Origin of the sequence: Klebsiella sp. JB_Kp042 (assembly GCF_040065275.1) — a bacterium.
Taxonomy (GTDB): Bacteria; Pseudomonadota; Gammaproteobacteria; order Enterobacterales; family Enterobacteriaceae; genus Klebsiella; species Klebsiella quasipneumoniae.
The window spans coordinates 57,289-77,844 of the sequence record NZ_JBEAJL010000083.1; the positions used below are offsets into that span (position 1 = coordinate 57,289).

The window sequence follows — 20,556 nt, forward strand, 5'->3', positions numbered from 1 at the left end:
GTAAGGCGCAGCCGCCACCGGGCATTGAAACGGGAAGGGTGCTGAATGCCTGTTGCCGGGCGGCGCTGCGCTTGCCCGGCCTACAGGAGCGCGCAGGGAGAATGTAGGCCCGGTAAGGCGCAGCCGCCACCGGGCGTTGAAACGGGAAGGGTGCTGGATGCCCATTGCCGGGCGGCGCTACGCTTGCCCGGCCTGGGGGGTTACGAAGCCGCGTGTAGGCCCGGTAAGGCGGGTTACGAAGCCGCGTGTAGGCCCGGCCAGGCGGGTTACGTAGCGGGTGGAGACAGAATCTTGGCCGGGGTAACAGACGTTGCCGAACGGTTCCCTCTCCCTCCGGGAGAGGGTTAGGATGAGGGAAACTGGCGTGACACTGTCACCGAACAACCCACTCCTGCAGGGCCTCGGACATCAGTTCGCCGAGCAGCGTGACCGCGGCGGAATGGGGTTCCTGACGCGGGGTTTGTTGCAGACTGACGGCCAGGTTGCCGGGGGATGGCAGTGATCTGCCGGCGGGGCGCAGATTGCCTGGCATGCCGATGCGGGTGCGTACCGTCAGCCCCAGGCCGGCCTGCACCGCCGCCCAGATGCCGCTCAGGCTGTGGCTGACGAACACCACCTGCCAGGGGATCCCTGCGGCATCGAGACAGGCAATAGCGCGGGAACGCATCAGACACGGGCTGTCGAACATCACCAGCGGCAGCGGCTCGCCGGACGCCAGCCGCGCGCGAACGTCAAAGTCAGGATGCGCAATCCACGCCAGCGGGCAGCGGCCCAGCCCGGGCCCCTGATCTTCGGTTTGCCACAGCAGCGCCAGATCCAGCGTCTGCTCCGCCAGCGCCTGGCGCAGCGGGCCATTGCGATCCACCCTGGCGACGATCCGCACCTGCGGATGGTGGCGGGTAAACTGCCCAAGGATCCCCGGCATCAGCGATTCGCCAAAATCTTCCTGCATGCCAAGGTGAATTTCGCCAGTGAGCCGTTCGCCCTGCAGCGCGCGCAGGGTTTCATCATTGAGCGCCAGCAGCCGTCTGGCGTAGCTCATTAGCTTTTCGCCCTCCGCGGTCAGCGCCAGGTGCCGCCCCTGTTTAACCACCAGCGCGGCGCCGCACTGACTCTCCAGCTTTTTGAGCTGGGCGCTGACGGCGGAGGTGGAGCGCGCCAGACGCTGCGCCGCCAGGGCGAAGCTGCCGCACTCCATGCCGGTCACAAAGCTGCGCAGGGCGTCGAGATCGAGGCCGGGTAAGCGTTTCTCCATTATCATCCTTATTACCGGGACGTTGGATTCTGGCGATTGCCATTATCGGGACCTTACTGTGGCATCGCGGCGGGCAGGCGTCAACGGACCCTGCGGCGAGAAGCGTAGAAGCGCGCGCCAGTCGCGCAGGCAGGCATAAAAAAAGCCGATAAGGGAACTTATCGGCTTAGTGCAGGCAGGGCTGGCCGCTGAGCGGGGCGACAGGCGCCGCCTCGCTCAGGCAGATTATTGCGCCAGCAGCTCCTGAGCGGTGCGCTCCACCAGGCTCAGCAGGACCTTCACATCATCCAGCGTCACCACCGGGTTCAGCAGGGTCAGCTTCAGGCAGGTAACGCCGTTGTGCTCGGTCACGCCAACGTTGGCGCGGCCGGAAGCCAGCAGGGCGTCGCCGACGCGCTGGTTGAGCAGGGCGATAGCCGCCGCGTCGCTCTGCGCCATCTGCGCCGGACGGGAACGGAACAGCACGCTCGCCAGCTGCGGCTGCATCACCAGCTCCAGCGTCGGCTGCGACTTCACGTACTCCGCGACGTTTTTCGCCATGGTGACGCCGTGATCGATGATCGCCGCATACTGTTTCTGCCCCAGCGCTTCGAGGCCCATCCACAGCTTCAGGGCATCGAAGCGGCGGGTGGTCTGCAGCGATTTGGAGACCAGGTTCGGCACGCCGTGTTCTTCATCGAACTCGGAGTTCAGATAGGCCGCCTGATAACGCATCAGCTCGTAATGGCGGGCATCCTTCAGCAGGAAGGCACCGCAGCTGATGGTCTGGAAGAACTGCTTGTGGAAGTCCAGGGTAACGGAATCCACCAGCTCCAGACCGTCAAGATAGTCGCGATACTGCTCAGACAGCAGCAGCGCGCCGCCCCAGGCCGCGTCAACGTGCAGCCAGATCTGATGCTCCGCGGCGATACCGGCGATGTCGCGCAGCGGGTCGATAGCCCCCGCGTCGGTGGTCCCGGCGGTGGCGACGATCGCCATGATCTGTTCGCCGTTAGCCTGCGCCTGCGCAATCTTCGCCTTCAGGTCGGCCACGTCCATCCGCGCGAATTCGTCGGTTTTCACCAGCGTAACCGAGCGGTAGCCGAGGCCCATCAGCGCCATGTTCTTCTGCACCGAGAAGTGGGCGTTTTCCGAGCACAGCACTTTGTACTGGCGGATATCCCCCGGCAGCCCATCCTGCTGGATGGAGTGTCCCTGACGGGCGAAGAAGGCGTCGCGCGCCAACATCAGGCCCATCAGGTTGCTCTGGGTGCCGCCGCTGGTGAAGACGCCGGCGTCGCCTGCCGGATAGCCGACCCGGGCGCGCAGCCACTCGATCAGCTTCATCTCAATGATGGTCGCCGACGGGCTCTGATCCCAGGAGTCCATACTCTGGTTGGTGGCGTTGATCAGCACTTCCGCCGCCTGGCTAATCACCAGGCTCGGGCAGTGCAGGTGCGCCACGCACTGTGGGTGATGCACCGACAGGCTGTCTTTCAGGAAGTACTCGATCGCACGATCAATCGCCGCCTGGTTACCCAACCCCTGTTCGTTAAATTCAAGGGAGATACGCTCACGCAGTTCGTCAACGCTTTTCCCCTGATACATCTCAGGTTGCTTCAGCCACTGCACAACGGCCTGACTGGTCTGCTCGATAACCTGCTGATAGGCCTCAACGCTCTGCGCCGAACCAGCAAGAATCGGATTCAATGTGGACATGGTGGTCACTGACTCCACTCAGACCGGTTTCACACCGGCGGCCAGCAGGGCCTGTTCAAATTTGTCGAGGAACACATTCAGTTCCGCGTCGCTGATCAGCAGGGACGGCAGCAGGCGCAGCACGCAGCCGTGACGGCCACCGCGCTCCAGAATCAGGCCCGCTTCGAAGCATTTCTTCTGCAGCAGGGCAGAGAGTTCGCCGTCAGCCGGGTAGCAGCCCATATGATCCTGCGCGTCGTTCGGCTTGACGATTTCGATACCGATCATCAGACCGAGACCGCGAACGTGGCCAATGACCGGGTAGCGCTTCTGCAGCTCCGCCAGTTTGCCTTTCAGCCACTCGCCCTGGGCGGCGACTTTGTCGGCAATGTTGTTGTCGCGCAGGTGACGCAGGGTGGTCAGGCCGGTAGCCATCGCCAGCTGGTTGCCGCGGAAGGTGCCGGTGTGGTGACCCGGTTCCCAGGCGTCGAACTGCTTTTTAATGCCCAGCACCGCCAGCGGCAGACCGCCGCCAACCGCTTTCGACATCACGATGATGTCCGGCTGAATACCGGCGTGTTCGAAGGCGAAGAATTTACCGGTACGGGCAAAGCCGGCCTGCACTTCATCGACGATCAGCAGAATGCCGTGCTCTTCGGTCACTTTGCGGATGCGCTGCAGCCACTCGACCGGCGCCGGGTTCACGCCGCCTTCGCCCTGAACGGCTTCGAGGATCACGGCCGCCGGTTTACGGACGCCGCTCTCCACGTCGTTGATCAGGTTTTCGAAGTAGTAGGTCAGCGCTTTGACGCCGGCTTCGCCGCCGATGCCCAGCGGGCAGCGGTACAGGTGCGGGTAAGGCATAAACTGCACTTCCGGCATCATGCCGTTGACCGCCGCTTTCGGCGACAGGTTGCCGGTGACCGACAGCGCGCCGTGGGTCATCCCGTGATAGCCGCCGGAGAAGCTGATCACCGACGTACGACCGGTGTATTTTTTCGCCAGCTTCAGCGCCGCTTCCACGGCGTCAGCGCCGGAAGGACCGGTGAACTGCAGGCAATACTCTTTCCCTTCGCCCGGCAGGCAAGAGAGCAGGTATTCGGAGAAACGATCTTTTAACGGGGTAGTCAGATCGAGAGTATGTAACGGCAAGCCGCTGGTAATGACACTTTGGATGCTCTGCAATACATCAGGGTGGTTGTGGCCCAGAGCGAGAGTACCGGCGCCGGCGAGGCAGTCCAGGTACTGTTTGTTATCCGCATCCGTCAGCCACACGCCTTCAGCTTTAGTGATAGCCAGCGGTAACTTACGCGGGTAACTCCTGACATTCGATTCGAATTCGGCCTGGCGGGCCAAAAAGGTTTCGTTGTTTGCGTCTAATAAATCGGCACGTAAAGTATCAATACGGACTTTATCCGTCATCATATCACTCCCACAACCAGCATTGCGGTTGAACGCTGGTTGAATAATTGGTGTAAGGAATTGAATTGGCATTCATAAAGCGCGCACAATATATGGCTTTTTAAATCCGCATTCAACGTTTTATTGATTGCGTTATTTTGACGTTATTCTTACCGGGGTAAAAATTAACGTAACCTGCTGAATTATAATAAAACAACCCAGAGTAACGATAACCCTTTAAAGTGTAATTATTAGTGAGAAAGTCTCTATATTTTTATTGCCGCTGCGTTAAAGCGCTGACGGAAAGCCTTCCGTCAGCGATGGCAAGAGTCAATGCAGCTCAACCGCATAATTTGTTAAAGGTGTAACTTTTTTCACCAACTTATTGTTATATAAAAACTGTTCGTAAGTGTCGTAGCGCGCTTTATCCAGCGCCGCCGGATCGGCGGCGAACAGGGGCACGGTTTGCAGCCACGCCTGATGGTTAAGCTCGGTCTTCAGCTCCGGATGCGCGGCGGCGAACACCTCCCAGCTCTCCTGCGGATGCGCGCGCAGGTAGCTGACCCCGGCCTGCAGGGCGGTGAGGAATTTACGGATTTTCGCCTCATGAATCGCGTCGCGGTGGGCGACAATCACCAGCTCGTCATAGGCCGGTACGCCATAATCCTCAACGTTCATCACCACCGGGGTTTTGCCCTGCAGCTTCAGCTCCTGCGCTTCTATATTACGATAACCGCCGATGACCGCGTCCACCTGGCCCGCCAGCAGAGCGCTGGTCAGCTGAAAATTGACGTTGACCAGCTTGATACTGGCCGGATCGATCCCCGCATGCTGCGCCATGGTCGACAGGGTGGCCTGCTCAATGCCGCTGACCGAGTACCCCACCTTCTTGCCTTGCAGATCCGCCGGGGTTTTGATCTGCTTATCCAGGGCGATCACCGTGTTCAGCGGCGAGCCGATCAGGGTGCCCACGCGCACCAGCGGTAACCCTTCGTCAGCGAAGAAGTGCACCTGCGGCTGGTAGGTGATGGCCAGGTCCGCCTGACGGGCGGCCACCATGCGGGGCGGCAGCGCCGGATCCGACGGGGGGACAATCTTGACGTCCAGACCCTGGGCCTTAAAGGCGCCGATCTGCTCGGCCACCATAATCGGCGCATGGTCGGGGTTAATATACCAGTCCAGTACCAGGGTGAGCGGTTCATTGGCCAGCGCGTGACCGCTGAGCAGCGCCGTCAGGGTTGCTCCGGCGAAAAGCGACGTTTTCATCTGTTTTCCTTTATTACTTCATGATTATTCCGGCGACCAGTCGATCAGCCGGTGCAGCAGGGTGTCTACCGCCAGCCACAGGAAGAGGGTCAGCAGTACTAAAATAAACAGCGCGGCGAAGCAGATATCGGTTTGCAGCCGCGCGTTGGCATTGAGCATGACGTAGCCCAGCCCCTCGGCGGAGCCGACCCATTCGCCGATAATGGCGCCGATGGGAGCCACCGCCGCCGCCATGCGCAGGCCCGAGCCCAGCGCCGGCAGGGCGGCCATCAGGCGGACATGCCGCAGCTGAGCGCCGAAGGAGGCGTTCATACTGCGCGCCAGATCGAGATACTCGTGGTTGACCCGTCGCAAGCCGTCAAAGAAGGCGGACGTGACGGGAAAGAAAATCACCAGCACCGCCATCGCCACTTTGGCGCTCATGCCAAACCCCAGCCACAGCACCAGCAGCGGGGCGAGGGCAAAGACCGGGATCGCCTGACTGGTGAGCACCAGCGGCATCAGCCAGCGCTGCAGGCGCGGGGAGAGGATCATGCCCAGCGCCAGCGTGACGCCGAGCGCCACCCCCAGCGCCAGGCCGCTGAGGATCTCGCTCAGGGTAATCAGCGTGTGCCAGCCGAGATAGGCGCGATTGACCCACAGCGCCTCGGCGACCGCCGCCGGGGAGGGTAAAAGAAAGTGCGGAATGCCGCTGCGGCTGGCCAGACCCCAGAGAAGCATCAGTCCGCAGAACACCATGCCGCCGCGCCAGAGACGTCCAGTCATGAGTGGGCCCTCATCAGCTGCTGCAGCAGCGCCGCCTGGGCGTTCAACAGCTCGGGCGCATCCGGCGCGCGCGGAGGCGCGCCGGTGAGGTGATGGCTGTCGTCGATCTCCCCGTCGGCGGCCGAGAGGACCAGCAGACGGTGGCTCAGCCGGCAGGCTTCCAGCGGATCGTGGGTGATCAGCACCACCGTGCGCCCCGCCAGCAGAGTGGCTGCGAGGGTCTGAATGCGCGCGCGGGTGAGGGTGTCCAGCGCCGAGAAGGGCTCATCCATCAGCACGATGGGCCGGTCCTCATACAGGGTGCGGGCCAGCGCGGCGCGCTGACGCATCCCGCCGGAGAGCGTCGCCGGCCGGGCGTCGGCGCTGGAGGCGAGCCCCACCTGTTCAAGCAGGGTGGCGACCCGGGCGTGATCCACTTTCTCACCGCGCAGCCGCGCGCCGAGGGCGACGTTCTCCCGAACGCTCAGCCAGGGGTAAAGCAGGTCTTTCTGCCCCATCCACGCCAGGCGGCCGGGTATCGGCTTTCCGTCGCTGGCGACCACTTCCCCGCGGGTGGCGGGGGCCAGGCCGGCCATGACCCGCAGCAGGCTGGTTTTACCGGCCCCGCTGGCGCCGAGCAGCGACACCCACTGGCCGCCGGGGACCGTCAGCGACAGGTTGTCGAACAGGCGGCGGTCGCCGAAATGGAGGCTCAGCTTGCGGACCTCGATACCTGGCGCCGTCACGCCCGGGACTCCGCCGCGGCGTTAAGCCCCATCTGCCAGAACTGCGCCTCCAGGCGGGTGGCGGTGGTGAAGATGTCGCTCAGCCCGGCGAGGCGGGCCTCGCTTCCGCGCTGTTGCCACACGGTCTCCAGCAGCGCCAGCGCGGCGCTGACGCCCTGCAGATAGCCTTCATCGCCATAGTTACGGATCCACGAGGCGTAAGGATTATCCTCCAGTCGGGTGGAGGGGTGATGCAGCAGGCCCAGACCGATTTCGGCGTAACCCGCCACGCAGGGCATCAGGGCGACCAGCAGATCCAGCGCGTCGCCTGAATGACCGATATCCAGCACGTAGCGGGTGTAATTGATGGTTTCTGGCGCTTCGGGCTGGGCGGCCATCTCCGGTTCGCTAATGCCCCACTGGGCGCAGTAGCCGACGTGCAGCGGCACTTCGTTAAGGATGGCGTTCATGGAGGCGGCCGCGGCGCGCATCTCCGGCAGCGTGCGCAGTTTACTCACCAGCAGCGCGTAGCTGCGGGCGAAATGGATCAGAAACAGATAATCCTGGGTCAGATAGCGACGGAACGCGCTTTTCGCCAGGGTGCCTTCGGCAAGCTGCCGGACGAAAGGGTGCGCCACATAGTGCTGCCAGTCAGCGGCGGCCAGCTGGCGTAAACGGCCATAAAGACCTTGGCTAAACGCGGGAACAATCACAGGACCTCCATTTATGCAGGGGAGATCCGGGCGTGCAGGGGTGTGAACAGGCAATGGCGGTAATGCTGGCAAAATTGCCGACCCGTCCCTTCGCTGGCATGACCCAGATCAGGTTCAAAGGGTTCGGCTTGCGCCATCTCAGCCCTCACGGGACACCCCTCGGTAGCGCTATGTTATACGACATTCACCTTATGAATACAATCATCGCGCCGACCGGCGGCGCGAAGGCGTTTTTCTGTGACGGCCAGCTCTTTTTTGTACAAAAATACCCGAAAAACAAGCCGCTGCGCGTTGGTGAGGGTTCTCCGGTTACGTTATATTTTCATTATTCCGTTGTAATAATCCTGTTCGCCACGCGTGTCGTGCGCGCCCCAACGCCCTGGAGTGAGCATGAAATTCCCGCTGTCCGCGCTGGCGCTTCTGTTCCTGTTGTGCCCGCCTGGCGATGCCGCCGATCTCTTCGATGCGGAAGATAGCATGCTCGACATGAGTCATTATCTGGCGGAAAACCGTTACGGTTTTCTGCCGGTGCCGCTGGTGATAACCGAGCCGGCGATCGGCTATGGCGGTGGACTGTTTGGCCTGTTTTTACACGGTAAAGGCAGCCGGGAGGGCGGGCAGTTTATTCCTCCGCCGCTCACCGCTTTCGGCGGGGCCGCCACGCAGAATGGCACCTGGTTTATTGGCGGCGGCCATCGTCACACCTGGCGGCATGATCGCATTCGTTACCTGGCGGGAGCCGGCTACGCTAACGTCAATCTGGATATCTATTCCGGCGATACCGGCGGCTTCAGCCATGCTAAACCGGTGCAGACGCAGACCAAAGGGGTCGCCGCGCTGCAAAAGCTGCTGTTTCGCGTGGGCGATACGCCGGTGTTCCTCGGGGCCTCCCAGGTGTATGCCCGGGCGGATGTCTCTTTCGATAATCCGCGGGTCAACCGGGTCTGGCAGCAGGTGCTCGGGCAAAACAGCACCTCTTCGGCGCTGGGGGTGGTGGCGGAATATGACACTACCGATAATATTTTCTATCCTCAGAATGGGTTAGCGCTGAAGGGAGAATATCGGTTTTTCCGTTCGCTGCTCGGGGGCGATTATCACTACAACACGTTTACTCTGGACGGGAAGGTGTTTATTCCGCTCAGCCACACGCTGACCCTGGCGGTCGCGGGCAATTATCAGTCCTTAACCCACCATGATAAGCACCTGATGCCGATGGCGCGTCCTTACATCGCGCTGCGCGGGATTTCGCGCTACCGCTATCAGGGCGACTATGTGGCCACGGCGCAAACCCAGCTGGCCTGGGCGGTCACTCCGCGCTGGATCCTGCAGGGATTCGTTGGCGCCGGGAGCGCCGCTGACGCGGCGGAGACGCTATGGGAACAGTCAGAGATGGCATGGGGGGCCGGTTTTCGTTACCTGATCGCGCGACAGTACGGTTTGCGTACCGGGATTGACGTGGCGTTCAGCGAGCATGAGCAGGCGGTCTATTTCAATGTCGGTTCGGGTTTATAACTACACATGAGAACAAAAATGAGAGCATCCGGCGCGGTGTTAACGCTGCTGTTAGCGACCTGGGGCACGTCGGCTGCGGAGCCGGACGAGAGCGACAGCTATTTTCCTATCTGGGGCGATGAGGCTCGCGCCAGAGGATATTCCATTCCGTTACCCTACGGCGTCAACCTGAGCTATATGAATATCCGCCAGGATATCATGGTCGACAGTATTACCTTTTCCGGGCTTAAGCTCGGCAATCATCCCATTCCCAGCGATATGTTCGCCATCGATGCCGGACACACCCGTGAGAAAAGCAAAACCGAAAACCTGCGCCTGGATATGTGGGTCTTTCCGTTCCTCAACGTATACGGACTGGTGGGGCATACCCGCGGGTCGTCCGTCTCCCAGGTATCAGTGGATTCAGACCCGTCGCAGTTTCGCGGCCTGGATCGGGCCATCGCCGGCGCGGTTCACCAGCTTTATCAGAGCGGGAAGTTGCAGGATATTGATTTTAAACTTGATTTTAAAGGGACCACCTGGGGGGCCGGCTTTACGCTCGCCGGCGGCTACGGCAACTGGTTTGGGTTAGTGGATACTAACTATACCCGCACCGACTTCGATATCCTCGACGGCAGCATTTCGGCGGTCACCGTCTCGCCGCGCGTCGGCTATCGGTTCAGTTTTCAGGGGATCGATGGGCCGTCCCATCTCAGCCTGTGGGTCGGCAGCATGTATCAGGACGTGCAGCAGGAGTTTAAGGGCGATCTCGCCGACCTGCACATGCCGCCAGAGCTGCAGCCCCTTATTGCCGCGGTCAATAAAGACGGCGAGGGCAAATTCGACGTTAAGCAGAAGCTGACCTCGCCGTGGAATATGCTGATTGGCGCCCAGTATGAGGTCACCAAAAACTTTAACGTGCTGACTGAATTCGGTTTTAACGACCGCAACAGCTTCTTTGTCTCCGGTGAATACCGTTTTTAACTAAAACTGCAGGCGCCGTCTGCCGGTAAGATGCGCGCTCTTTTGTTGCTGTGGAGAGGCTGTTGATGCGTAAAGCCTTATGGCTGTTATTCGCGCTGGCGCAGGACCCGGTGTTGCCCGCCGTGACGGCGATCCATCCTGCGCCCACCCTGGGCGAGCTGTCGCCGCCGGAATCGCTGCGGCCATGCTGCGCCTTTGGCTACGACCTGCACGTGCGGGCGGTGGGCATTCCGATCCCGGTGTATCAGATTGGTAACGTGCTGACCCTGGATACCCTGGGCAAGCACCATTACAACGACAGCGCGCTCGGCGCGGTGAAAAATCTGCTGGGGCTGAGCGAGGAGCAGAACGGGCTTATCTATACCCGTCGCGGCGGGTTTATCGATATTGCCCATGTGCGCGACACGGCGGATTACACCTTTTATCTGTTCAATCGCATTTCGCCGACGCTGGGCCAGGCGGGGCGCATATTCTACAGCGAAGAACTTGGCGTGCGCCGCGTTCAGCTCAATGCCTTTACGCCGCCGGCGGGGGTCAGGCAGCGCTATCAGTTGGCGGCCTGGCTCGCCGGGCATCTGGCCTTCGAAATCGCCCAGTGGCATGAGATCGCCCAGTGGTATGGCTTCCAGTCAGTGCCCGGGTTTTCAGAGGAGATCTCCGCGTTTTCGCCGGAGGATCTCTACTCCAACTTACTGGGCGCCAGACTGGCGATTAACGTCATCCTTAGCGGCCACGGCGGGTCAGTGGAAGCGTATAACCGGGCCATGGAGGCGGCGCTGAAAAAGGCGCTGACCCGGCTGATGGTGGCCACGCGAGGGGAGACGGAAGCGATGTTCCAGCGGATCGATGGCGACTGGTGGAACAGTCGCCGCCGGGTGCCGGATAAGTTTCTGGTGCTGAAGCGTAATTACGATCTACAGGAAAACCGGCTGCCGACGCCGGTCCCTTTCGAAACCATGCCGCCATATCGCCTGACCATGCCGGCGCAGGTGGGGGGATTCCGCTTGCGCGACCTCGGCGAGCTGCAGATCTATCCGGGGCACGATATGCAGGCGCTGCCGGTTCCTGAGCAATACTATGGCGCTGCCGCGTTTCAGGGGCTGGCCGATCGCGCCCGCGAGGCCGATAAAACCCAGCTGGCGCGCATTGAGAAGTAGCGAGAAAGGCTCAGGGCGAGGCCCTGAGCCGGCGAATTAGCGGAAGTTGACCCAACAGGCGCCGTTGTCGGCAGAGCGTACGCAGTTTTCCACCCAGCGGACGCCGAACGCCCCGGCGCGAGCGTCCGGATACCAGAAGTCCGCCAACAGCGCCTCGTCACGCCGGTCAGCGGCGTCCATGGCGATGGCGAAGCGGCGATAGAGATTCGACCAGGCGTCGAACAGCCCCTCCGGGTGGCCACCGCCGATGCGATCGTCCTGGCGCGCCAGCGGATCAAGATAGCCCATGCCGCGCTCCAGAACGCGCGCCGGTTCGCCCTGCACCTCGTAGCGCAGCTGGTTGGGCTGTTCATCCCACCATTCAAGACTGGCTTTTTCCCCCACGATGCGCACCTTTTGCCCGTGCATGGAGCCGCAGTTAACGGCGGAGCTCCACAGCGAGCCGACGGCGCCGTTGTCATACTCCATCAGCACATGCGCGTTATCTTCCAGCGGGGCGCGGCTTTTGACGAAGCTTTGTCTGGCGCACATCAGCCTGGCGATCTTCAACTGCGGGGCCATGGTTTCGACCAGAAACAGCGGGTGAGTGGCAAGATCCCCCAGCACATAGCTGGGGCCGACGAAGCGGGGATCGACCCGCCAGCGGGTACTGGCGTTTTCCTGCTCCACCGGCTGGGCGTGGAAGCCATGAGCAAACTGCATGTTGACGATACGAATGTCGCCCAGCAGTCCGTCGGCGATCATCTGCCGGGCCTGCAGGATCATCTGATGGCCGGCATAGCCGTAGGTCACGCCGATGATCTTACGCTGCCGTTGGCTGAGGGCCACCAGTTCGTCCGCCTCTTCGCTGCTGAAGCACAGTGGCTTTTCACACACCACGTGCAGGCCGGCCTCCAGCGCCGCCCGACAGATGGCATAGTGGGTGTTATTCGGCGTGGCAATCGATACGGCCTGAATACCGTCCGGGCGGGCAGCCTCGTCGCGAAACAGACTCTGGTAATCGGCGTAACAGCGTGCGGGATCCACCCCCAGCTGTTGGCCGAACTGGCGCCCGCGATCGGCATCAATATCAAAGGCGCCGGCCAGCAGCGCAAAGGTGTTATCGCGCAAGGCGGCAGAGCGGTGAATATAGCCGATCTGGCTGCTGCCGCCGCCGCCGACCATGCCCCAGCGCAGGGTGCGGTCGAGCGGTCTTAAACCGTTAATCATGGGGTTCTCCTGTCAGAATCCGATGCCGCGCAGATAGCGCAGGCTCTCCGTGACCGCCTGCAGGCTGCCTGCGGCATGGCGCGGATCACGCTCTTGTTCAATGGTTATCCAGCCCATATAGCCGCGGCGGGCAAGAAAATCGTTAATGGCCGGGTAGTCAATGGCGCCGCTGCCGAGCGGGCACATCACCCCTTCGGCGCAGGCGGTGAAAAAGTCGATGCCTTCGGCGATGGCGCGCTGGTAAACCTGCGGATCCACATCCTTGAAGTGCAGGTAGTCGAGCCGCGCGTAATAGCGATCCAGCCAGGTGAGCGGATCCATTCCGGCGTAGTAGAGATGCCCGGTATCCAGACACAACCCTGCCACGTCGTGCGGGATAGCGTTGGCCAGCCGCTCGATTTCATCGGCAAATTCGATGCAGCCCCCGGCGTGGGGATGGATAACCGCCCGCACGCCGTACTCCCGCCAGGCGAGGGTGCTGAGGGCGGTAATGTGCGCCATCATCCGCTGCCAGTCTGCGTCATTGAGGCGCGGAGCCAGCGCGCTGCGTCCGGCAAAGCGCGCCCGCTCGGGGTTGCCGAAGTCGATAATCACCAGATAGGGCGGCTGGAAAGGGTGTCCCGGGATGGGGGCGGCGGTCGGAACCTGCGACAGATTGCGGCAGATTTGATGGGTCAGCGCCTCCAGAGTGGGATAATGGTCTTCGCTCACCAGATCGTCAAAGATCGTCCCGGCGACCAGCGACAGCTGATGCTTTTCCAGCGCCGCGCACAGGCTGCTCGGGTCGGTGGGCAGGTAGCCCCACGGGCCGAGCTCGATGCTGCGATAGTCGGCCTGCGCCGCCTCCTTCAGCACGGTAGTCCAGGCGGGAAGGTCAGGGTTTTTCGGGTCATCCACGCCCCAGCTACAGGGGGCGTTGGCGATAGGATAGGTCATGTCGGCTTCCTTTTATCACAGGGGATGCCGCTGAGTATTGAATAAAAATTTCATAGCCAACAATGTTGGAATGATAATTTTATGATGGCCGTCATGATTTGTATTGAGGTTGTTTTTGATAGTTATTTATCAAAATGAGTCCAGGCGTGGTCCAGGCGTGAGGCCGCCCCGTCGGCGACGGGGCGGGCGTTTACATATTTTCTTTGGTGATGATATCGAAAGGCTGAGGGTGCGAAATCACTTCGCTGGGCGGCCGCGAAACGGCTTCCGTCATGGCGCGCAGGGTGGCGGCGGCAAAGTCATCCAGCCGGTGGTTGAGAATGACATCGATGGTGCCATCGATCAGTGCCAGTTCACTGTCGCTTAGCGGGCCATGGCAGACCAGGGTGACGGCCTGCTGGCGGCCGCTGTCGCGCAGCGCCCCGACAATCCCTTCAATGCCGCCGCAGGGAGCATAGATCGCCTGCAGGGCCGGGTACTGGCTGAGCAGCTGTTCCGTTACGCTTCTGGCGACATCCGCCCGTTCATGGCTGCGAACCGGCTCAAGGATCTGCTGCCCTTTACCCTGCTCGCGCAGACAGGAGCGGAAGCTGATCTCACAGCTTTCCTGACAGGTAAAACGATTATCGCCAATGATAATGGCTATTTCGCCTTCGCCACGGCATAAGCGGTCGATAAACCAGGCGGCGGTGCGCCCGGCTTTTTGGTTATCAAGTCCGATATAGCCGCTGCGCTGGGCAACCGACAGATCCGAAAGCAGGGTGAATACGCGAACGCCGCGGGCGGCGGCCCGGCCCACCGCATGGCGAATCAGCGGGTGATCCAGCGCCACCAGGCCGAGCACCTCCACCTCATCGCTGAGCCGGTGAATGGCCTGGGCCATCGCTTCCACCGCATCAATGGCAAAATGCAGGATCGCGGGCGTCTCGCCCGCCGGCAGCCACGGCGCGGCCTCTCTTGCGAGCGCCCTCGCCAGCGGCAGGTAGAAGGAGTGGGTCTCCTGCAGCAGAATAAAGCCCATCCTGACGGTAACCGGCGCTTTGCCGGCGGCCAGGCGATAGTGCGGCTGTTCGAGCGTAAACCCCAGCCGTCGGGCGGCCTCCAGCACGCGGTACGCGGTAGATTCCTTCACCGCCGCGCGTTTGTTGAGTACCCGGTCGACGGTGGCCACGCCGACGTTGGCTTCGCGCGCAATGTCGGTAAGCGTGATTTTGCTGGCGGATTTTTTCACTGTGATGACCATTGAAAATGAGCGTTATGATAGAAACTATCATGGTAACGCTGAGCAGAACAACGGCCATCTGTGTGCCACGGCACAAGCCTGCGCCCCTGCAGCGTAAAGTGTGACGGGTATACACAGTCTGTGATCAAAAGCGACTACCCGTTCTGGCATTGCTGCTATGCTATTGAAATAAAATTAATAATAAAGGCAGTGTCTCCTCTGTCGGTTAAACCGTGCGCAAAGTCGCTCCGGGTGGGCGTCGCTGGGCCAGGAACCGACTATACTTGCCGCGCACGCGCGTAATGACGGTTACTCGATTATTTTTGCTATCACTTTATGCCAGCGTCAGGGCTGCACTGAATGATGTGCCGTTCCGCGCCGGGAGTGGGTCGGTTTGGGGCCTGTATGTTATTAAAAGAACTGGCTGTTTTTGATGTATTAAGCACCCCTATCTGGGTAGTCCATCCTTTTACAGAGTGTGTGGTCTATGCCAATCAGGCTTCCCGGACGCTGAGCGGCGATATGTCGCTGAATGAGATGCGCAACGGTATCTATTCCACCTGCCCGGAAACGCAGCTGCAGCATTATTTGCGCTATCTCGACGCCATGACTGAGATATTTGAAGTCTGGACGCTGCAGACCGCCAAAGGGTTGCAGTCGGTATATTGTAAAACCACCCTGGTGGAGACCGAGGACAGCGGCACCTTACTGTTATTCGAAGCGGTGAAGCTGCTCGCGCAAAATCAGTCGATTCATACCGGCTCTCGCCGCTACCAGCGGCGGAACAATGGCTTTTTTGCCCGCTTTTTTATGACCAATACCGCGCCGATGCTGTTGATCGATCCTCAAAAAGAGGGCCGGATTGTCGATGCCAATATTGCCGCGCTGCGCTTTTATCATTATTCCGATGAGGAAATGCGCAATAAACATACCTGGCAAATTAATACCCTGGGCCGGGATGTGATCCCCATTATGAATAACATTGCCAATATGCCCGGCGGGCATAAGCCGCTTAATTTTACTCATATTCTGGCTGACGGTTCGCTGCGCCATGTTCAAACCTATGCCGGGCCGGTGGTGCTGTATAATATCCGGCTGATGTTATGCATCATTCACGATATCACCGAAGAAGTGCATCTGAAAAAAGAGCTGGAATTTTCCGCCGCCCACGATCCCTTAACCGGACTGTTAAATCGCCGCGAATTTTACCGGCTCGTCGACGCGCCGTCGTTTATCCCCCATGGTTTTTGTCTGTTGTTAATCGATATCGATCATTTCAAGAGTATTAATGATATTCACGGTCATCAAAAAGGCGATGAAGTTCTGCTGGTGATCTCCCGCATTCTGGAAACCTCGGTGGACCGTGAAGATAAGATATATCGCTGGGGAGGTGAGGAGTTTCTGCTCTTTTTGCCCCATTCGCCGATCGCCCGCGCGCTGATGGTGGCGGAGGCGATCCGCCAGGCGGTCAGCGAATATCAGACGCTGTCGGTCACCGTCAGCATCGGCGTCGCCGAGCATCATGATGGCGAAGCGATTGATCAGCTGTTTTACCGCGTCGATAAAGCGCTGTATGCGGCGAAAAATGACGGGCGCAACCGGGTAACGCGCATGCCTTTTGACAGTGCGGAACTGTTGCGCAATAGCGGTGGCGCAGCCTGATTCGCGCTCGCCGACTATACTGAGGATGAGCCAGCCTGCTGTAACGGGTGGTAATAAGATTAGCCTGTGTTTGAGGTGGCAAACAACGTATGGTGCGTCTTCTCGTTCTGCTGTCGGTAGTCTCTCTTTCTGCGCCGACGACGCTGGCGGCGGACGGGCACGCGATTAAACAACGTGCCGATGCGGTATTGACCTTGATGAGCTATACCGTGGTTCCCGACGTGACCGCCAGCGATCTCAACATCGGTTCCGGGAGCAACGATAAACACAACCTGACCATCACCCAGTTTGGCGGCGGAGCGACCCTGAGCGAGTCGTTTCCTCTTTACCTCGAAGGCACAATGGGCTACAGCCGTTACGACCCGCGATTCGTCGTCAGCAATGGCCAACAGACGCGGAATGTGCCGACCAAATGGAACAGTCTGACCACCACCGGCGGCGTCGGCTGGGATTTTTCGCTGCATCGGGACAGCCTCGGAGGTAACCTGGTGTTGCGGCCGATCGTCAATGTGATGCTCGGCACCCTGGCCAGCGATGTACGCCTTGGCCGCTGGGTCATAGAGCGAAAAACCAACGCCGATCTGCAGTTTCTTGACGGCGGACGCTTCAACGCCTGGGGGCTGGGCGGGGCGCTGATGCTGGATTATGAACGCTTCTCCGCCACCCAGGATATTGATGCCGAACTGCGTTACTCCTATATGCGTCTGCAAAGTTTCGGCAGCAGCGCCGAGGTGGTGCAGGGCGAAGCCAGCGCGGAGAACCTCGGCCTGTATCTGCGCCGCCGCGCGCCGATCGCTGACTGGACGCTGCTGGGCAACCCGTTGCGCTACGTGCTGGAGGGCGCGCATACTGAATTTATCGGCGACCAGCGAGGGGCGCTGGGTTTTACCGGTTTGACCTCCCTGGGGGTTGGTCTCGAACTGGACAGCAGTAAATACCCGGTCTTTATCACCCGCACCCGGCTGGTGGCGCGCTATATGTTCGGCAATAACACCACGGGCTATGGCCTCGGCCTGGCGATGAGTTTTTGAATGCCATTAACCCAGCCGCCGCCGGCCAGCGCCTTCTCCCTTTTGAAGAGGGCCAGGGCGAGGATCAATCCTGACACCACACCCGCTCGCCGTTCACCCACGTCTCGCTGATATTGCGCTCATCGCCCAGGGTCATCAGTACGAACAGCTGCTCATAAATATCATGGCAGCGGCCCATCCGCAGACGCTGCAGCGGAGTGACCGCCGGGTCAATGACCACAAAGTCGGCCTCTTTGCCCGGCTGAAAATTGCCAATCTTCTCTTCCAGCCGCAGGGCGCGCGCCCCGCCGAGCGTGGCGTGATAGAAGGCCTCGCTGGCGCGCAGGCGATAGCTCTGTAGTTGTCCTACCTTGTAGGCCTCACCCAGCGTTCGCAGCATGCTGAAGGTGGTCCCGGCCCCGACGTCGCTGCCGATGCCCATCCGCACCCGGTGCTGCCAGCAGGCGGGCAGGCGGAACAGCCCGCTGCCGAGGAACAGATTCGAGGTCGGACAGAAGGCAACGGCGGACCCGGTGTCATGCAGGCACTGCCACTCGGCATCATCAAGATGGATCCCGTGAGCAAATACGCTGCGTTCGCCGGTGAGCTGGTAATGATGATAGACATCCAGATAGCGTGCATGCTCCGGCCACAGCTGTTTAACCCAGGCGATCTCCTCCCGGTTTTCACTGAGATGCGTCTGCAGCCAGGTATCGGGAAACTCGGCCCGCAGACGCTGCACCGCCTCCAGCAATGCCGGCGTCGAGGTGGGGGCAAAGCGCGGGGTGATGGCATACCCCAGCCTGCCGCGCTGATGCCAGCGGCGGATCAGCGTCCGGGTCTGCTCGTAGCTTTCCCCGGCGGTTTCGCACAGATAGTCGGGCACATGGCGATCCATCATCACCTTTCCGGCGATCAGGCGCATATTGAGGCGCAGCGCTTCGCTGAACAACGCCTCCACCGAGGCCGGATGAAGGGTACAAAACACCAGCGCGGTGGTGGTGCCATGGCTAATCAGCTGATTGACAAAAAACTGCGCTATCTCCTGGGCATACTCCGCATCGGCAAACTGGCTCTCCACCGGGAAGGTGTAAGTGGTAAGCCACTCCAGCAGCTGTTCGCCAAAGGCGCCGATCATCTCAGTCTGCGGATAGTGGACATGGGCATCGACGAACCCCGGCAACAGCAGCTTACCCCGCAGGTCAACATAGCCCTTCAGCGGATGCAGAAAGGCTTCACCCTCCTGCCATGGCAGCAGCGTAACAATTTTCCCGTCCTGCAAGAACAACAGGCCATCATTGAGATAGCGGGCCTGGGCGGCCACCTCATCCGGCGTCTCCGCCACGCCGGCGATATCAAAAAATGCACCGCGCACCGCGGTCTGGTAATCCATCATCGAACCTGCCTTCTCTTAACGCTCAGGGAATAGTGATAAAAAGCAAGATTGGTGCCAGTTTGCAGCCTGCCGCGGCCAGTCGCCGCGGCAGAAGGGGAAGGTTACTCTTTTTGCGCCACCGCGCCGGAGCGGAAGGCGGCTTTCGCCTCCACTTCACGCTCGTCGCGAGCCAGCCAGCGGTAGGTGGTCGCGCCGAGGAAGACGCCGATAAACCAGCTGAAGTTCGCCACTTCGTGCAGGGCCGGAATAAAGCTGATAATCAGCCCCAGGCCCACCGACGGCAGCAGGGCGGCAATGGCTTTCGGGTTAAAGCCGTTGCGGTACCAGTATTTACCCTTCGGCGTATCGTCAAACAGGTCGTCCACCGACACCCGACCGCGTTTGATCAAATAGAAGTCGGCGATCAGGATGCCAAACAGCGGACCAATAAAGGCGCCCAGCACGTCGAGGGTATAGTGGATCAGTTCCGGTGAGTTAAACAGGTTCCACGGCGTCAGAAGTATCGACCCCACCGCGGCGATCATCCCGCCGGCGCGGAAGCTGATTTTCTGCGGCGCGCAGTTGGAAAAATCGAAGGCCGGCGAGACGAAGTTAGCCACGATATTGATGCCGATGGTGGCGGTGATCATAGTCAGCAGGCCGATGGCCACCGCCAGATCGTTGCCCACGCGGCTGACGGTTTCAATCGGGTCGGTGATCATTTTGCCGAACAGCGACTGGGTGCCGGAGACAATCACCACGGTGACCACCGAGAACAGCAGGAAGTTAAACGGCAGTCCCCAGCGGTTGCCGCGGCGGATCTCGCCCATGCTTTTGCCGTAGCGGGAAAAGTCGCCGAAGTTAAGCAGCGGCCCGGAGAAGTAGGAGACGACCAGGGCCGTGGCGGTGATCATCTGCCAGGTCTGCTCTCCGGCGCTCAGTGATTTGCTGGCGAGGGTAAAGGAGATCCCGTCGAGACCGGTCTTGTATACAATCCAGCCCGCCAGGGCCAGCATTACCACATAGACCGCCGGACCGGCGATGTCGATAAAACGCTTGATGGCGTTCATGCCGTGCCAGAAAACCATCGCCTGCAGCAGCCACATGGTGGCGAAGCACAGCCAGCCGAGCGTCGACAGCCCGAGGAAACTGCTGCCGGTCAGCGAGGCAAGGGAGGGCCAGAACTTGAGCAGGACCAGCATCAGGGCGTTTGCCGCCAGATAGGTCTGAATACCGTACCAGGCGAAGGCGATCAGCCCGCGGATCACCGCCGGGATATTGGCGCCGAAGACACCGAACGCCTGGCGACAGATCACCGCGTAAGGCACCCCGGCCATCTGGCTGGGCTTCGCCACCAGGTTAGCGCACAGCTGCACAATACAGATGCCCACCAGCAGGCAGAGCAGAACCTGCCAGCTGGCCAGTCCAAGCGTAAAGAAGCTTGCCGCCACCACGTAGCCGCCCATGCTGTGCACGTCCGACATCCAGAATGAAAAGATATTGTACCAGCTCCAGTTCTGGTCGCGGGTGGGCGCCAGATCGTCATTACATAGCCGCGGACTGTAGCCGGCGGCCGCCTCGTGAGTCTTCGTCTGCTGCGTGTGGGATGAATGTGGCATGAAACCTGCTCCTCTGAATGAAAACCCTTTGATATGGATTGCTGAGGCTATTGCAGGATCCAGGCCAGAATGATGAATCTTGTATACAAAAAATAAATTTTATGTATACG

General features: G+C 60.5%; 17 protein-coding genes and 1 riboswitch. Of the genes, 5 read left to right on the top strand and 12 right to left on the bottom strand.

Features of this window, described 5'->3' with window-relative positions:
* Positions 1 to 373 precede the first annotated feature (373 nt).
* The 7 genes from ABLV54_RS14210 to tenA all read right to left on the bottom strand — a co-directional run bounded on the left by ABLV54_RS14210 (position 374) and on the right by tenA (position 7,781).
* Entirely contained in the window at positions 374 to 1,267 is an 894-nt protein-coding gene (locus ABLV54_RS14210) for a LysR substrate-binding domain-containing protein (RefSeq protein WP_248860894.1), read from the bottom strand.
* A 213-nt stretch (positions 1,268 to 1,480) separates the two neighbouring features.
* Positions 1,481 to 2,962, bottom strand: coding sequence for an aspartate aminotransferase family protein (locus ABLV54_RS14215; RefSeq protein WP_072413243.1), 1,482 nt, complete (start codon positions 2,960 to 2,962; stop codon positions 1,481 to 1,483).
* A gap of 9 nt (positions 2,963 to 2,971) precedes the next feature.
* Positions 2,972 to 4,357, bottom strand: a complete 1,386-nt coding sequence (locus ABLV54_RS14220) for a diaminobutyrate--2-oxoglutarate transaminase (protein ID WP_072096675.1) — start codon at positions 4,355 to 4,357, stop codon at positions 2,972 to 2,974.
* A 306-nt stretch (positions 4,358 to 4,663) separates the two neighbouring features.
* Positions 4,664 to 5,599 (bottom strand): ABC transporter substrate-binding protein, encoded by a 936-nt coding sequence (locus tag ABLV54_RS14225; RefSeq protein ID WP_050534074.1) that lies wholly within the window; start codon positions 5,597 to 5,599, stop codon positions 4,664 to 4,666.
* A gap of 24 nt (positions 5,600 to 5,623) precedes the next feature.
* Positions 5,624 to 6,364: an ABC transporter permease gene (locus ABLV54_RS14230; RefSeq protein ID WP_032452953.1), complete on the bottom strand. Its 741-nt coding sequence runs from the start codon at positions 6,362 to 6,364 to the stop codon at positions 5,624 to 5,626.
* Positions 6,361 to 7,089 carry an ABC transporter ATP-binding protein gene (locus ABLV54_RS14235; protein ID WP_050534075.1) on the bottom strand — a complete coding sequence of 243 codons (729 nt, stop codon included), beginning with the start codon at positions 7,087 to 7,089 and terminating at the stop codon, positions 6,361 to 6,363. The genes ABLV54_RS14230 and ABLV54_RS14235 overlap by 4 nt, the downstream gene beginning before the upstream one ends.
* A complete protein-coding gene (gene tenA / locus ABLV54_RS14240) occupies positions 7,086 to 7,781 on the bottom strand; it encodes a thiaminase II (protein WP_050534076.1) in 696 nt (231 codons plus the stop codon). The genes ABLV54_RS14235 and tenA overlap by 4 nt, the downstream gene beginning before the upstream one ends.
* A 68-nt stretch (positions 7,782 to 7,849) precedes the next feature.
* Positions 7,850 to 7,951: riboswitch (TPP riboswitch) on the bottom strand.
* Between the two features lie 220 nt (positions 7,952 to 8,171).
* On the opposite strand from tenA, the gene ABLV54_RS14245 reads away from it, so the two are divergent.
* From ABLV54_RS14245 to ABLV54_RS14255, 3 genes are all read left to right on the top strand, one after another.
* Positions 8,172 to 9,293: a BamA/TamA family outer membrane protein gene (locus ABLV54_RS14245; protein ID WP_050534077.1), complete on the top strand. Its 1,122-nt coding sequence runs from the start codon at positions 8,172 to 8,174 to the stop codon at positions 9,291 to 9,293.
* Between the two features lie 18 nt (positions 9,294 to 9,311).
* A complete protein-coding gene (locus tag ABLV54_RS14250; RefSeq protein ID WP_050534078.1) occupies positions 9,312 to 10,256 on the top strand; it encodes a hypothetical protein in 945 nt (314 codons plus the stop codon).
* 65 nt (positions 10,257 to 10,321) lie between these two features.
* A complete protein-coding gene (locus ABLV54_RS14255) occupies positions 10,322 to 11,413 on the top strand; it encodes a DUF4056 domain-containing protein (RefSeq protein ID WP_348814185.1) in 1,092 nt (363 codons plus the stop codon).
* 36 nt (positions 11,414 to 11,449) lie between these two features.
* Here ABLV54_RS14255 and ABLV54_RS14260 read toward each other — a convergent pair whose 3' ends face one another.
* The 3 genes from ABLV54_RS14260 to ABLV54_RS14270 form a co-directional block, all read right to left on the bottom strand.
* Positions 11,450 to 12,622, bottom strand: coding sequence for a Gfo/Idh/MocA family oxidoreductase (locus tag ABLV54_RS14260; protein ID WP_050534079.1), 1,173 nt, complete (start codon positions 12,620 to 12,622; stop codon positions 11,450 to 11,452).
* A 12-nt stretch (positions 12,623 to 12,634) separates the two neighbouring features.
* Positions 12,635 to 13,558, bottom strand: a complete 924-nt coding sequence (locus ABLV54_RS14265) for a TIM barrel protein (RefSeq protein ID WP_050534080.1) — start codon at positions 13,556 to 13,558, stop codon at positions 12,635 to 12,637.
* Between the two features lie 190 nt (positions 13,559 to 13,748).
* Positions 13,749 to 14,789, bottom strand: coding sequence for a LacI family DNA-binding transcriptional regulator (locus ABLV54_RS14270; RefSeq protein WP_050534124.1), 1,041 nt, complete (start codon positions 14,787 to 14,789; stop codon positions 13,749 to 13,751).
* A 396-nt stretch (positions 14,790 to 15,185) separates the two neighbouring features.
* Between ABLV54_RS14270 and ABLV54_RS14275 the strand changes: the two genes are divergently transcribed.
* Both ABLV54_RS14275 and ABLV54_RS14280 read left to right on the top strand, forming a co-directional pair.
* Positions 15,186 to 16,442: a sensor domain-containing diguanylate cyclase gene (locus ABLV54_RS14275; RefSeq protein WP_192242883.1), complete on the top strand. Its 1,257-nt coding sequence runs from the start codon at positions 15,186 to 15,188 to the stop codon at positions 16,440 to 16,442.
* A gap of 89 nt (positions 16,443 to 16,531) precedes the next feature.
* The gene (locus ABLV54_RS14280) at positions 16,532 to 17,473 is read left to right on the top strand and encodes a hypothetical protein (RefSeq protein ID WP_023289776.1); all 942 of its coding nucleotides are present in this window, start codon (positions 16,532 to 16,534) and stop codon (positions 17,471 to 17,473) included.
* Positions 17,474 to 17,537: 64 nt separating this feature from the next.
* On the opposite strand, the gene guaD is transcribed toward ABLV54_RS14280, so the two are convergent.
* Both guaD and ABLV54_RS14290 read right to left on the bottom strand, forming a co-directional pair.
* Entirely contained in the window at positions 17,538 to 18,848 is a 1,311-nt protein-coding gene (gene guaD, locus ABLV54_RS14285; protein WP_050534082.1) for a guanine deaminase, read from the bottom strand.
* A gap of 101 nt (positions 18,849 to 18,949) precedes the next feature.
* Complete coding sequence (locus ABLV54_RS14290; protein ID WP_050534083.1) at positions 18,950 to 20,446, bottom strand: NCS1 family nucleobase:cation symporter-1; 1,497 nt, start codon at positions 20,444 to 20,446, stop codon at positions 18,950 to 18,952.
* Between the last annotated feature and the right edge of the window lie 110 nt (positions 20,447 to 20,556).